The following is an 11,969-nucleotide window of genomic DNA, read 5'->3' as shown; positions in this document are numbered from 1 at the left end:
CATGACCATTCGCACGATCCTCGTCGATGACGAAAAGCTCGCCATTCAGGGCCTTCAGCTCAGACTGGAAGCCTTCCCCGATGTCGAGGTGATCGACACCTGCTCCAACGGGCGCGAGGCGATCCGCAAGATCAAGACCGAGAAGCCCGATCTCGTGTTCTGCGATATCCAGATGCCGGGGTTTGACGGGTTCAGCGTGGTCAGCGGGGTGATCGAGATCGATCCGCCGCTGTTCGTCTTCGTTACCGCCTATTCCGAGCATGCGATCCGCGCCTTCGAGGCCAATGCGGTCGACTATCTCCTCAAGCCCGTCGAGCCCGCCCGCCTCGCCGACGCGCTTGACCGCGCGCGCACCCGTCTTGCCGAAAAGCGCGGGCTGGAAGAGGCCGAGAAGCTGAAAACCGTGCTCGCCGAGGTCGCGCCCGATGCGATGGAAGGCATTCCGGAGGATAGCGAGCCTGCCGTCGGGCGGTTCGAGAAGCTCATCAACATCAAGGATCGCGGCCAGATCTTCCGCGTCGATGTCGACACCATCGAGCGGATCGAGGCGGCGGGCGACTACATGTGCATCTACACCGGCGACAATTCTTTGATCCTGCGCGAAACGATGAAGGACCTCGAACGCCGCCTCGATCCGCGCGTGTTCCAGCGCGTCCACCGCTCGAAGATCGTCAACCTCGACCGCGTACGACAGGTCAAGCCGCACACCAATGGCGAATGCTTCCTCGTGCTCGACAGCGGCTCGAAAGTGAAAGTCTCCCGCTCCTACCGCGATGTGGTAGCACGCTTCGTGCATTGATGGTTGGCAGCGGGACCAGCCATGGCTAGTCCCGCTGCCATGACCGACTTCTCCATCCCCGGCTTCGATCTCGAGGCCTTTGTTGCTGCCACGCTTGCCGAGGATCTCGGGCAGGGCCTCCCCGGCGGCGGGCATGACGTGACGAGCGAAAGCGTGATCCCGGCGGACGCGCGCTTTGCCGGGGTGATGGATAGCCGCGACGCGATCACCGTCTGTGGGCTGCCGATTGCCGCCGCGTTCTTCCGTGCGCTCGATCCGACGATGGAAATCGAAGTGCTGGTTGCAGAAGGCGCGCGCGTTGAGCCCGGATCGGCACTGATGCGCCTCACCGGATCGGCCCGCGCGATGCTCACAGCGGAACGCAGCGCGCTCAACACCGTGCAGCACCTTTCGGGCGTCGCCACGCTCACGCGCCAGTATGTCGATGCAATGGGCGAGACCAGCGCAAAGCTGCTCGATACCCGCAAGACCATCCCCGGACTGCGCCATCTGGAAAAGTACGCCGTACGCACCGGCGGCGGGGTGAACCACCGCATGGGTCTGTGGGACGCGGCGATGATCAAGGACAACCACGTCCTTGTCGCAGGGGGTGTGGCCGAAGCCGTGCGCCGTGCGCTGGCCGCCGGGGTGCGCGAGGTGATCTGCGAGGTCGACCACATCGACCAGATCGAACCCGCGCTGCAGGCCGGCGCCACCCGCCTGCTGCTCGACAACATGGGGCCGGACACGCTGCGCGAGGCCGTCGCGCTGGTTGCAGGCCGGGCGCCCTGCGAGGCCTCAGGCGGTGTTCGACTGGAAACCATCGGCGCAATCGCCGCCTCGGGCGTGGACTACGTCTCGGTCGGCCGCCTGACGCAGAGCGCGCCTGCTGCCGATATCGGGCTCGACTTCACGCCGATCTGAACGCTGATCCGGTTGCCCGCTGGCCGCCACATGGTAGTCTCGCCGATGCAAAAGGGGGACACCGCTTTGAGGCCGCCATCGATTATCCGCTTCGAACAATTCTATCTTGGCGCAACCGCAATCACGGTGGTGCTTCAGATGCTCAATTTCGCCGGGCTGGTCGGGCCAGACCGCACCGCGGCGTTGGGCACTGCCGGAATGCTGATCGTTCTGGCTATGAGCTATGGCATGACGTTTCTCTTCTGGTACCTGATCGCCCGCCGCGCGAGCAATATCACGAAGTGGGTGCTGGTGGTCATCACCGTGCTTGGCGTGATCGGCACCGTACCGCTGCTGATTGCGCAGGGGCAGTCCAACCTTGGCTACTCTCTGATCGTGTCGCTGGTCTTCGTGCTGCAGCTCATCGCCATTGCGTACCTGTTCCGCCGCGATGCCGCCGAATGGCTGAAAAGCCGGGGGCAGCACGGGATAGTCGACCTGACTGCGTTCAACTGATGCGCAAGTTGGCGCTCGCGGCGCTGGGGTTTGCACTCCCGGCAACGGCGCTGGCTGAGGTTCCGCAATGCCGCGTTCCTCCGCAAGTCTCTGCCCCTGCCCTGCCCGCGCCTGATGGCCCGCGCCGCGTCCTGCCTGTCGCGGGCTATACGCTCGCGCTCAGCTGGTCGCCCGAGTATTGCCGCACCCGCGCGCGCGATCCCCGCGCAGCGTTCCAGTGCGGCGGCAAGCTGGGACATTTCGGGTTCATTCTTCACGGCCTCTGGCCGGAATCCTCGCCGGGCAACTGGCCGCAGTGGTGCCCCGCCAGCCCGCTCTCCGCCGAGACGGTCCGCCGCAACCTTTGCATGACACCTTCGCCCGATCTCATCGCGCATGAGTGGGCCAAGCATGGTGCTTGCATGACGGCCACGCCGGACAGTTACTTCAGGTCGAGTGCCGACCTGCTGCGCAGCGTGCGCTTCCCCGACATGGTCCGCCTCTCGCACCGCCCGGGCCTCACCGCGGGCGATCTGCGCACTGCTTTCCGCGCCATTCCCGCCAGCGCGATCCGCGTGAAGGCCAATCCGCGCGGCTGGCTGGACGAAGTCCACATCTGCTACGGGAAGGACTTCAAGCCCGCTGTCTGCACAGAGCGCGGTGCTGACGACAGCACGCCGATCAAGATCTGGCGCGGCCGGTAACCGAAGTACCGGCATATCCGAATCAGTGTGAGGAGGTTCCTATGTCGCTAAGGCTCGATCACCTTACGATCCTCTCGCGCGATCCCGAGGTCAGCGCTGCGTTCTATGGCTTGTTGCTGCCCAAACTCGGCTTTGTGCAGAAGAAGCCGAGTATCTGGGCGAACGACAGCGGCCTCCACATCCAGTTCGGCGCGGCGCATCCCGAAACTCGCGACTATGAGCGCTATGGCGCGGGCCTCAACCACTTCGGCTTCACTGCACCCTCGGTGGATATGGTCGAAGCCTTGGCGGCGCAGATGGAGGCGGCAGGCCATGTCGCGCGGCTGCAGCGCTTTCCGGGCGGCACCGTGGCCGTGTTCCTGCCCGATCCCGATGGCCTGCGCGTCGAAGTCTCGTGGTATCCGCCGGGCACCCCGCCGGTCGATTGAGCCTTCAGCGCCGCGCCTTGAAGAAATCGCGCAGCAGTTCTGCCGCCTCGCTCTCGCCAATGCCGGAATAGACTTCGGGGCGGTGCAGGCAGCCGGGCGCGTCGAACACCTTCGCGCCATGCTCCACTGCCCCTCCCTTGGGATCGCTCGCGGCGTAGTAGACCCGCGCCAGCCGCGCGTGGACGATCGCACCCGCACACATGGCGCAGGGCTCCAGAGTGACCCACAAGTCGCACCCGGTCAGCCGCTCATGCCCCAGCGCAGAGGCTGCCGCACGAATCGCCATGACTTCGGCGTGGGCGGTGGGATCATGATCCTCGCGCGGCGAATTGTGGGCGGCGGCGATCACCACGCCGTCCTTGACGATCACCGCCCCGATGGGCACTTCACCCGCCTCGGCAGCGCGTGCTGCGGCCTCCAGCGCCATGCGCATGGGTTCAGGAAGGGGCCAGCGGGTCATTCCAAGCGGGCTAGCGCGGCTTGGGGCGCGGATGCAACGTGCGAATCCTTGACTTTGCGCGCCGGATCGGCAAGAGCGCGCCCTTCCCGATCCATGATCGTTCAAATCCAAGCGAGTTTTCAGCCATGTCGCGTATCTGCGAACTGACCGGTAAGGGCCGCCAGGTCGGCCACAACGTGAGCCACGCCAACAACAAGACCAAGCGTCTGTTCCTGCCCAACCTGCAGAACGTCACGCTCATGTCGGAAAAGCTTGATCGCAGCTTCAAGTTCCGCGTCTCGACCCATGGCCTGCGCTCGGTGGAGCACAACGGCGGTCTCGACAACTGGCTGCTCAAGGCGGCTGACGCCAAGCTCAGCCCGCGCGCGCTCAAGGTGAAGCGCGAGCTGGTCAAGGCTGTCGCTGCCTGATCGACTTGCCGGGCGGCACGCTGCTGCCTGCGCTGAACGGGCCGGAGCCTAGCGGGCTTCCGGCCCGATTCGCAGCTTGAGCAGAAGTGTTCGCTGCGCCCAGACCATTTCGTTGCTGTCCGAGACCAGCCAGACGATCTGGCTGCCATCGGCCTCGCGCGTCACGGTCATGCCTTCATAGTTGTCACGGATCCTCGGATCATCGATTCGCGCGATCACGTGCGGGGTAACTTTCGCGCCCGGCCGCACCTGTTGCGGCGTGAATGCGGCGATCACCGAGCGAAAGCCGGTCAACCCGAAATGCCGTCCAAGCACCAGCAGCCGCCCGTCCGGCATCTGTGCGAGCTCGCAGGGCCGGTAACCCGGCGGCATGACCAGTTCGAACCGCGCAGGCTCTTCGTAAGGCTGCGGCGCGGCGCGAAAGATCAGGCCGGGATGGCGCGTGCGGTCAAGCCAGCCGGAATAGGTCTCGCCCACGATCAGCGTGCGCCCGTCGGCCAGCCTCGCCATTGCCTCCGGCCCCTGGTTGTCCGGCCATTCAGCCAGGACCGGCAAGGGTATGAACCGGCGCCGCACCAGATCGTGGCTATAGACCTCAAGCCCCGGCAGATCTTCATACGCGACGGTCAGATCACCGCTGGCAGGATCGACCGCAACGGCCTCGGCATCGGTCGGAAAACGGTGCTTGCGCCACTCGAGGCGGATCAGCCGGTCGAATCGGGCAAGCCAGGGTCCGGGCTGGTCTGGCCGGGTGAACCATAGAACGTTGCCGCGGTCTCCCACGGCGACGAACCCGCTGCTCGTCTGGGCAAGGCCGGACAATGTGCCGAGCCTGCGGTGCTGCCCGACGATTTGCCATGCGCCGGCAAGCCGCAGCGCACCCATCTGCGGCAATGAACCCTGCAGCGAGGGCATCAGATCCACGAGGTGGATCGCCGGATCACGCGGGCGAAGGGGCTTCGGCGCGGACAGCCAGGTCACTGGCACGAGCGCGAGGATCAGCAGGACCAGTTTAAGCGCGCGCATTGCCGGCGCGCTTGCCACAGCAGGCGGCGCGTGAACAGGCTCGATCAGGCGGGCACGAACTTCAGCGCATCGCCATTGATGCAGTAGCGCTTGCCGGTCGGCGGCGGGCCATCATCGAACACGTGACCAAGGTGACCACCGCAGCGCGAGCAATGCACTTCGGTGCGGGTCATGCCGAACGAGGTGTCGGTTGAAGTGCCGATGCCGCCCTTGATCGGTGTCCAGAAGCTGGGCCAGCCGGTGCCGCTGTCGAACTTGGTCGAGGAGGCGAACACTGCAGTGCCGTCCGCCGCGCACGTGAAGGTGCCCTTGCGGTGCTCCTTGAGCAGCGCGGACGTGAACGGCCGCTCGGTCCCTTCCTCGCGCAGGATGTAGTACTGCGCAGGGGTGAGGAGCTTGCGCCATTCCGCTTCGGTATGGTGCAGCGGGAAGGTGCCCTTGCGGGTGGCCGCAGCGGGCGCACCGCAGGCCGCCGCTGTCATGGCGGCAGTGGCGGTGAGGAAAGCGAGGAAATTGCGACGCGAAGGTTTCATGGCGTCCGGTTCGGCGGGATGGCTCAAGGCGTTACATCCGATGCGACAGGCAGCAGATCAAGTAAGCCATTTGGGTGAGAAGGAGTCCCGCCGTGGGCCGGGGAGGGGGGCGGGGTAACCCATCGGCGGGACGCCCCTCTCCTAGGCCTATGTACCTGAACGGAATCTGACCCGATCCGATAGGAACCGTTCAGCGTTTTTCGAGGACGACTTCCATCTTGCGGAAGCCATGGACGAAGTTGGCGCGCACGCGCTTCACACCGCCCGCCACGCGCACGCGCATCTTGCGCTCGTGCATCTCCTCCAGCAGCACACGCAGTTGCAGTTCGGCCAGACGCGCACCGACACAGCGGTGGATGCCGTGGCCGAACGCCAGGTGGCGGCGGGCATTGGGGCGGTCGACGATCAGCTTGTCCGGGTTCTCGAACACCGTCTCGTCGCGATTGGCCGAAAGGTACCACATCACGACCTTGTCGCCGGCCCTGATCTGCTGGCCGAAAAGCTCGTTGTCGGCGGTGCAGGTGCGGCGCATGTGGGCGAGTGGCGTCACGAAGCGCAGGCACTCCTGCACTGCGTTCGGAATGAGCGAGGGATCGCCTTCGAGCAGCGCGCGCTGATCGGGGAACTGGTCGAGCGCATGGACGATGCCCGACATCGTGTTGCGCGTGGTGTCGTTGCCACCGACGATGAGCAGCACGAGATTGCCCATGAATTCCTGCGGGCTCATCTTCGACATCGCGGGCGAGTGAATCATCATCGAGATGAGATCCGGGCTCGGCGCCTTGCCCATGCGCTCCATCCACAGTCGGCTGAAATAGTGCGCCATTTCCTGGAGAAGGCCGAAGCGCGTATCGGCAAGGTCCTGCGCCAGCGTCAGTTCGACATCGCCTGCCCAGTCCGACCAGAAGGTGAGGAGCCGGCGATCCTGCCACGGGAAGCCGAACAGGATCGCGAGCATGCCGGTGGTGAGTTCGATCGAGACCTTGTCGACCCAGTCGAATTTCTCGCCCCACGGCAGGCTGTCGAGCACCTCACCGGTGCGGTGGCGGATTTCCGCTTCCATCCGCGCGATCTCGGCAGGGGTGAAGGCAGGGGCGACGGTGCGGCGCTGGCCGGTGTGTTCGGGGCGGTCCATCGCAATGAACATCGGCAGCTGGCGCTCGGCAAGCTTGGCCGGGTCAATATCTTCCGGCGGATCACCGATCGTGATGCCGCCATGCTCCCACGAAGAGGAGAACAGCTCAGGCAGCGATTCGACGTGCTGGATCGCCTTGTGGGTCGCGATGTTCCAATAGTCGCCGTAAGGCGTGCCGGTCACCTTGTTGATCGGCGCCTCGCGCCGCATTTCAGCGAAGATCGGGCCCCAGCGGTCCTCGACGTAGATGTCCGAACGGCTGACGTCCCACTTGTGGGTGTGGTGCGGCCGCGCCTGCGGATTGGCGGCCAGCCATTCCTCGAACGCTTCGTTGGCGGTTGGTGAGGTGCGATAGGTGAACGGCGCTTCGGGGGCGAGCTGGGTGGCCATGGCAATCCTTCCGGGTGCGGGCAGCTCCGGGCGGCCGCCCTTGTCACTCGGTGGATACTATCCTTGCAACCTACATGGCTGTCAATAAGCTTTAGGCAGCCTTGGTTGATCTCCGCAACCAGCCCGCCACCCGGCTCTTGCGCCCGCGCGCCGGGCCCGATTTCATCACCGTGCGGCGGAACAGCTGTGCACCCACGCGGATGATCACGCCGACCCACACCGCCTGCCAGACCAGCGCGATAACATGCGGCCAGAGCACCGGCGATTGCGCCGCCTGCGCCAGCATCGCAAAGGGCGAACTGACGGGGAAGACAAGGCTCGCAACCTCGATCCACGTGCCCGGCCGCGCCAGCGCGTAGCTCGCAAAGAAGAACACCATGAGCTGCATCATCGTGACCGGCATGGAAAGCGTCTGCACTTCGCGCACCGTGGTCGCCATGCCACCGATCGAAAGGAACAGCGATCCGAGCAGCAGGTAGGCCATCGCGAAATAGAGGAAGCCGAGCACGCAGAACAGCGGCCAGCCGACAGCCGGGGTCGCCAGCAGCGGGATCGACTTCATGCCCGCCAGCATCAGCATGCCATAGACCGAGCCCCACACCGCGATGCCGACAAGGCTGACCGCGAGCATGGCGAAGAGCTTGCCGAGGAACAGCGCATCCATCGGGATCGAAGCGGCCAGCACTTCGATGATCTTGTTGGCCTTTTCCTCGACGAGGTTCGAAAGGACCATGCCCGCAAGGAGCATCGTGAGCAGGAACAGCAGCACCTGCCCGGCCTGCGCCGTCACCGCGAGATCGACGTGCTGCTTGGCGGCAGTCGTCGCGATCTTGTCTTCCTTCACTTCAGGGAACGTCCGCGGCCCCGGCGCACCGGCCTCTGCCGCAATCAGCGCGATCTGTCCGCGCCATTGGTCGACCCGTTCCGAGCTGCCGGTCAGCACCGGCTTGTCGAGCGTGCCCGTCACCACGGCGGCGAGTTGCGGGGCACCCTTCACGCCCTTGCTGGCAAGCACAGTGCGGGCGTCAAACGCCTCGCCCGGCTCCAGCCGCGCCAGCACAGTGTATTCCGGCACAAAGCCCGACATCTTCGGCGCAAGGCTGCCGCGCGCCGCAACCATCGCGTCCCCCTGATGCGCGGGCATGGCGATGCCGATCACCGGATTGTCGATGTCACGCGAAACCTGCGAGCCGACCGCCGCCGCCATCGCGCCGATGAACACCGGAAACAGCGGGCCGATGAGGAAGAAGATGAAGGTCTTGGAGAAGATCACCGCGCTGAAATCGCGGCGCATGATCACCCACGCGGCGGCAAAATGATTGCGAAGCATCAGCGGCGGCCCTTCTTCTGATTGGCTTTCTCGGCCTCTTCCTGTGCCGATTCCTCCAGCGCGCGGGCCGCAGCTTCGCCCGCAATCGAAACGAACGCATCATGCAGGCCGGGGCGCTCGATCGAGAGCGAAAGAATGCCGGCATCGCCTTCGATCAGCGCGCGCAGCAGCGGCTCGACCCCACTTTCGGGCAGGGTGAAGAACCAGAAGCGGCCTTCGTGGCGGGCATCGGCGGGGATGGCGGCCCGCCACGGCCCGTCCTGCGCGCGGGTTTCGAGGCGGACTTGCGGGCGCAAGCGATCGCGCGCCGCGTCGACTGGACCCGCGAACGGCACCTTGCCGCCGGCGATGATGGCGATCTGGTCGCACAAGCGCTCGGCATGGGCGATGACGTGGGTGGAGAAGATCACCGTCGTGCCGCGCTCGGCCAGGCTGCGGATCATCCGCTCCAGCTTGCCCTGATTGAGCGCGTCGAGGCCCGAAAACGGCTCGTCGAACACCACGAGATCGGGATTGTGCACAAGCGTGCCGAGCAGCTGGACCTGCTGCGCCATGCCCTTTGAGAGCTGGCGGATCTGCCGGTCCGCCGCATAGCCGAGGCCATGCTGCTCGAGCAGTTCCTGCCCCCGGCGGCGGCCTTCCTTGAGCGGCACCCCGCGCAGCGCGGCGAGGAACGCGATGGCCTCGACCGCCTTCATCGCCGGATAGAGCCCGCGCTCTTCTGGAAGGTAGCCGATGCGGCGCGCGACTTCGGTCGGCCGTTCGTGCCCCAGGACACGGCGATAGCCCGAATCGGGATCGATGATGCCCAGCAGCATGCGCAAGGTCGTCGTCTTGCCCGCGCCATTGGGGCCAAGAATGCCATAGATCGCGCCGCGCGGCACCGAAATGTCGACGCCGTCGACGGCGGTAAAGCCGTCAAAGCGCTTCACGAGGCCGCGCGCCTCGATAGCTAGTTCTGGGGCCAGATCGGCAGATGGAGCGTTGTCCAGCACGGGCGTCCCGGTAAAGGAGGCAAAGGGTTCGATCTTCATGCGATCTGCCGTTAACCGTAAGGCATGAACGAGGGGGGCAGCAAGTTTGGTTAACGGCGCGGAAACCACTCTCGTCTCGCGCATCAAGGACGAAGCCTCCAAGCTGGGTTTCGCCGCCTGCGGGATCGCCCCCGCCGCTGACAATCCGCTGCGCGCCGAACGGCTGGAGCAGTGGCTGGCGGAGGGGAGCCACGGCTCGATGGAGTGGATGGAGACCCGCTTCGATCACCGCAAGGGTCCGCAGTCGCTCTGGCCCGCCGCGCAGAGCGTGATCGCGCTGGGGATGAGCTATGCTCCCGCCGCTGATCCGCTCGCGCTGGCGGCTGCGAAAGACCGCGCGCGCATTTCGGTCTATGCGCAGGGGGCGGACTATCACGATGTGGTGAAGCGCGCGCTGAAGGCCCTCGCGCGCTGGCTTGTGAGCGAAGTGCCCGGGGCCGAGGTCAAGGTCTTCGTCGATACTGCGCCGGTGATGGAAAAGCCGCTGGGCGAAGCGGCGGGGATCGGCTGGCAGGGCAAGCACACCAATCTGGTCAGCCGCAGCCACGGTTCATGGCTGTTCCTCGGCGCAATCTACACGACGCTCCCGCTGGAGCCCGACGCGCCACATGCGGACCGCTGCGGCAGCTGCACAGCTTGCCAGACGGCCTGCCCGACCGAGGCCTTCCCGGCGCCCTATCGCCTCGATGCGCGGCGCTGCATTTCCTACCTCACCATCGAGCACAAGGGGCAGATCCCGCACGAGTTTCGCGCCGCGCTGGGCAACCGGATCTATGGCTGCGACGATTGCCTGGCGGTCTGCCCGTGGAACAGTTTTGCTGGCACGGCTGCGACGAACAAAGCGTTCCTTCCCCGCGCCGAACTCGCCGCACCGCGCCTTGCCGAACTGCTCACGCTGGACGACGCAGCCTTCCGTGCGTTGTTCGCAGGTTCGCCCATCAAGCGCATCGGGCGCGACCGGTTTGTGCGCAACTGCCTCTATGCTGCGGGCAACAGCAGCGATCCCAAATTGATGGCCCCGGTGCAGCGCCTGCTCACCGATCCGGATCCAGCCGTGGCCGATGCCGCGAGCTGGGCCTTGGACCGCCTCGCAGGGGCTATGCCAGTTCCTTGAGCGGGGTGCCCGGGTCGGCCAGCTTCTCGGGTGCGATCACCGCGCCGGTCTCCACCAGTTTGCGGCCCTGCACATAGTCCTTGACCATGTTGACGCAGTCGAGCGCCACGACCTTGCCCGCTTTCAGATAGATCACCGAGAAGCTGCGCGTAGCCGGATCACCGCGCGTGACGACCGCATCGTGACCGGTCGAAAGGCCGACCGTCTGGAGCTTGAGATCATACTGGTTCGACCAGAACCACGGTATGGCGTGGTAAGCGGCCTCCACCCCGCAGATCGTCTTGGCGGCGACGGTTGCCATGTCGTTGGCGTTCTGAACCGACTCCAGCCGGATGACCGCACCATCAGCAAAGGCGTTGGCATGCGCGGCGCAATCGCCGATCGCGAAGACATCAGGCAGCGACGTGCGGCACTGGCCATCGACCATCACACCGTTCGCTCCTTCGGCGCCCGCCGCGCGCAGCGGTTCGACGCAAGGGATGATGCCGATGCCGACGATCACGAGATCAGCCGGGAGCACCGTGCCATCGGCGAGCTTCACGCCGGTCACCTTGCCACCCTCACCCACCAGACAATCGACCGCGACGCCGGTGCGCAGGTCCACGCCATGCGCGCGGTGGTCGGCCTCGTAGAACGCGGAGAGCGCCTCGCCCGCAACGCGCGCCAGCACGCGGGGCAGGGCTTCGAGCAGCGTGACATGGCAATCGAGCTTGGTCAGCACCGCCGCCGCTTCCAGCCCGATGTATCCGCCGCCGATCACCACGGCGCGCTTCGCCCCGGCATCGAGCTCGCCCATCAGCCGGTCGACATCCTCGCGCGTGCGGACCGCATGCACGCCCGCCAGATCGGCGCCCGCGCAGGTCAACTTGCGCGGATCGCCGCCTGCAGCCCAGATCAGGTGGCCATACTGGAGAGTGCGTCCATCGCTCAGGGTTGCGACATGCGCCGCCGCATCGATCGCGGTGACTTCGGTGCCGAGCAGCATCGTCACCGCCTTGTCCGCCCAGAACGCTTCCGGACGGATCATGATGCGGTCGAACGTCTTGTCGCGCGCAAGGTATTCCTTCGAGAGCGGCGGGCGCTCGTATGGCAGCTCCGGCTCGCGCCCCACCACCATGACCGTGCCGGCAAACCCGTTCTGCCGCAGCGCGATCGCCGCCTGCGCGCCGCCATGGCCCGCGCCGACAATCACCACATCCGCCGAAAGGTCCGTCCCGCTCATATCCACT

General features: G+C 65.8%; 14 protein-coding genes. 7 read left to right on the top strand and 7 right to left on the bottom strand.

The window, feature by feature from the left end:
* Position 1: 1 nt before the first annotated feature.
* The 5 genes from IP83_RS06760 to IP83_RS06740 are packed head-to-tail and all read left to right on the top strand — an operon-like array spanning position 2 to position 3,308.
* On the top strand, positions 2-799 hold the full coding sequence (locus IP83_RS06760; protein WP_054121440.1) for a LytTR family DNA-binding domain-containing protein: 798 nt from the start codon (positions 2-4) through the stop codon (positions 797-799).
* 39 nt (positions 800-838) lie between these two features.
* Complete coding sequence (nadC, locus tag IP83_RS06755) at positions 839-1,702, top strand: carboxylating nicotinate-nucleotide diphosphorylase (protein WP_054121439.1); 864 nt, start codon at positions 839-841, stop codon at positions 1,700-1,702.
* A gap of 30 nt (positions 1,703-1,732) precedes the next feature.
* Entirely contained in the window at positions 1,733-2,197 is a 465-nt protein-coding gene (locus tag IP83_RS06750; RefSeq protein ID WP_054121438.1) for a hypothetical protein, read from the top strand.
* A complete protein-coding gene (locus tag IP83_RS06745; RefSeq protein ID WP_054121437.1) occupies positions 2,197-2,880 on the top strand; it encodes a ribonuclease T2 in 684 nt (227 codons plus the stop codon). The genes IP83_RS06750 and IP83_RS06745 overlap by 1 nt, the downstream gene beginning before the upstream one ends.
* A 41-nt stretch (positions 2,881-2,921) precedes the next feature.
* Positions 2,922-3,308 (top strand): VOC family protein, encoded by a 387-nt coding sequence (locus IP83_RS06740; protein ID WP_054121436.1) that lies wholly within the window; start codon positions 2,922-2,924, stop codon positions 3,306-3,308.
* A 4-nt stretch (positions 3,309-3,312) separates the two neighbouring features.
* On the opposite strand, the gene tadA is transcribed toward IP83_RS06740, so the two are convergent.
* Complete coding sequence (gene tadA, locus IP83_RS06735; protein WP_054121435.1) at positions 3,313-3,768, bottom strand: tRNA adenosine(34) deaminase TadA; 456 nt, start codon at positions 3,766-3,768, stop codon at positions 3,313-3,315.
* Positions 3,769-3,893: 125 nt separating this feature from the next.
* On the opposite strand from tadA, the gene rpmB reads away from it, so the two are divergent.
* Positions 3,894-4,178, top strand: coding sequence for a 50S ribosomal protein L28 (gene rpmB / locus IP83_RS06730; RefSeq protein WP_054121497.1), 285 nt, complete (start codon positions 3,894-3,896; stop codon positions 4,176-4,178).
* 48 nt (positions 4,179-4,226) lie between these two features.
* On the opposite strand, the gene IP83_RS06725 is transcribed toward rpmB, so the two are convergent.
* The 5 genes from IP83_RS06725 to IP83_RS06705 form a co-directional block, all read right to left on the bottom strand.
* Positions 4,227-5,204: an esterase-like activity of phytase family protein gene (locus IP83_RS06725; protein WP_054121434.1), complete on the bottom strand. Its 978-nt coding sequence runs from the start codon at positions 5,202-5,204 to the stop codon at positions 4,227-4,229.
* A 44-nt stretch (positions 5,205-5,248) separates the two neighbouring features.
* Positions 5,249-5,737: a peptide-methionine (R)-S-oxide reductase MsrB gene (gene msrB / locus IP83_RS06720; RefSeq protein WP_082364545.1), complete on the bottom strand. Its 489-nt coding sequence runs from the start codon at positions 5,735-5,737 to the stop codon at positions 5,249-5,251.
* A gap of 190 nt (positions 5,738-5,927) precedes the next feature.
* Positions 5,928-7,262, bottom strand: a complete 1,335-nt coding sequence (locus IP83_RS06715) for a cytochrome P450 (RefSeq protein ID WP_054121433.1) — start codon at positions 7,260-7,262, stop codon at positions 5,928-5,930.
* 91 nt (positions 7,263-7,353) lie between these two features.
* Complete coding sequence (locus IP83_RS06710) at positions 7,354-8,592, bottom strand: ABC transporter permease (protein ID WP_054121432.1); 1,239 nt, start codon at positions 8,590-8,592, stop codon at positions 7,354-7,356.
* A complete protein-coding gene (locus tag IP83_RS06705; RefSeq protein ID WP_231624940.1) occupies positions 8,592-9,626 on the bottom strand; it encodes an ABC transporter ATP-binding protein in 1,035 nt (344 codons plus the stop codon). Before IP83_RS06705 ends, IP83_RS06710 begins: the two co-directional genes overlap by 1 nt.
* A gap of 46 nt (positions 9,627-9,672) precedes the next feature.
* Between IP83_RS06705 and queG the strand changes: the two genes are divergently transcribed.
* Positions 9,673-10,740 carry a tRNA epoxyqueuosine(34) reductase QueG gene (gene queG / locus IP83_RS06700; protein WP_054121431.1) on the top strand — a complete coding sequence of 356 codons (1,068 nt, stop codon included), beginning with the start codon at positions 9,673-9,675 and terminating at the stop codon, positions 10,738-10,740.
* Here queG and IP83_RS06695 read toward each other — a convergent pair.
* Positions 10,724-11,962: an NAD(P)/FAD-dependent oxidoreductase gene (locus IP83_RS06695; protein WP_054121430.1), complete on the bottom strand. Its 1,239-nt coding sequence runs from the start codon at positions 11,960-11,962 to the stop codon at positions 10,724-10,726. The two genes, queG and IP83_RS06695, sit on opposite strands and share 17 nt — an antisense overlap.
* Between the last annotated feature and the right edge of the window lie 7 nt (positions 11,963-11,969).

Origin of the sequence: Novosphingobium sp. AAP93, from assembly GCF_001296055.1 — a bacterium.
Lineage (GTDB): Bacteria > Pseudomonadota > Alphaproteobacteria > Sphingomonadales > Sphingomonadaceae > Novosphingobium.
This window is presented reverse-complemented; position numbering and strand designations above follow the sequence as displayed.

Excerpts from the sequence above, each read along its gene's own strand:
- IP83_RS06710 (WP_054121432.1), bottom strand. The coding sequence starts at position 8,592 with ATGCTTCGCAATCATTTTGCCGCCGCGTGGGTGATCATGCGCCGCGAT.
- IP83_RS06715 (WP_054121433.1), bottom strand. The coding sequence starts at position 7,262 with ATGGCCACCCAGCTCGCCCCCGAAGCGCCGTTCACCTATCGCACCTCA.
- IP83_RS06695 (WP_054121430.1), bottom strand. The coding sequence starts at position 11,962 with ATGAGCGGGACGGACCTTTCGGCGGATGTGGTGATTGTCGGCGCGGGC.
- tadA (WP_054121435.1), bottom strand. The coding sequence starts at position 3,768 with ATGACCCGCTGGCCCCTTCCTGAACCCATGCGCATGGCGCTGGAGGCC.
- IP83_RS06750 (WP_054121438.1), top strand. The coding sequence starts at position 1,733 with ATGGTAGTCTCGCCGATGCAAAAGGGGGACACCGCTTTGAGGCCGCCA.
- IP83_RS06705 (WP_231624940.1), bottom strand. The coding sequence starts at position 9,626 with ATGAAGATCGAACCCTTTGCCTCCTTTACCGGGACGCCCGTGCTGGAC.
- IP83_RS06760 (WP_054121440.1), top strand. The coding sequence starts at position 2 with ATGACCATTCGCACGATCCTCGTCGATGACGAAAAGCTCGCCATTCAG.
- rpmB (WP_054121497.1), top strand. The coding sequence starts at position 3,894 with ATGTCGCGTATCTGCGAACTGACCGGTAAGGGCCGCCAGGTCGGCCAC.
- IP83_RS06745 (WP_054121437.1), top strand. The coding sequence starts at position 2,197 with ATGCGCAAGTTGGCGCTCGCGGCGCTGGGGTTTGCACTCCCGGCAACG.
- IP83_RS06740 (WP_054121436.1), top strand. The coding sequence starts at position 2,922 with ATGTCGCTAAGGCTCGATCACCTTACGATCCTCTCGCGCGATCCCGAG.
- nadC (WP_054121439.1), top strand. The coding sequence starts at position 839 with ATGACCGACTTCTCCATCCCCGGCTTCGATCTCGAGGCCTTTGTTGCT.
- IP83_RS06725 (WP_054121434.1), bottom strand. The coding sequence starts at position 5,204 with ATGCGCGCGCTTAAACTGGTCCTGCTGATCCTCGCGCTCGTGCCAGTG.
- msrB (WP_082364545.1), bottom strand. The coding sequence starts at position 5,737 with ATGAAACCTTCGCGTCGCAATTTCCTCGCTTTCCTCACCGCCACTGCC.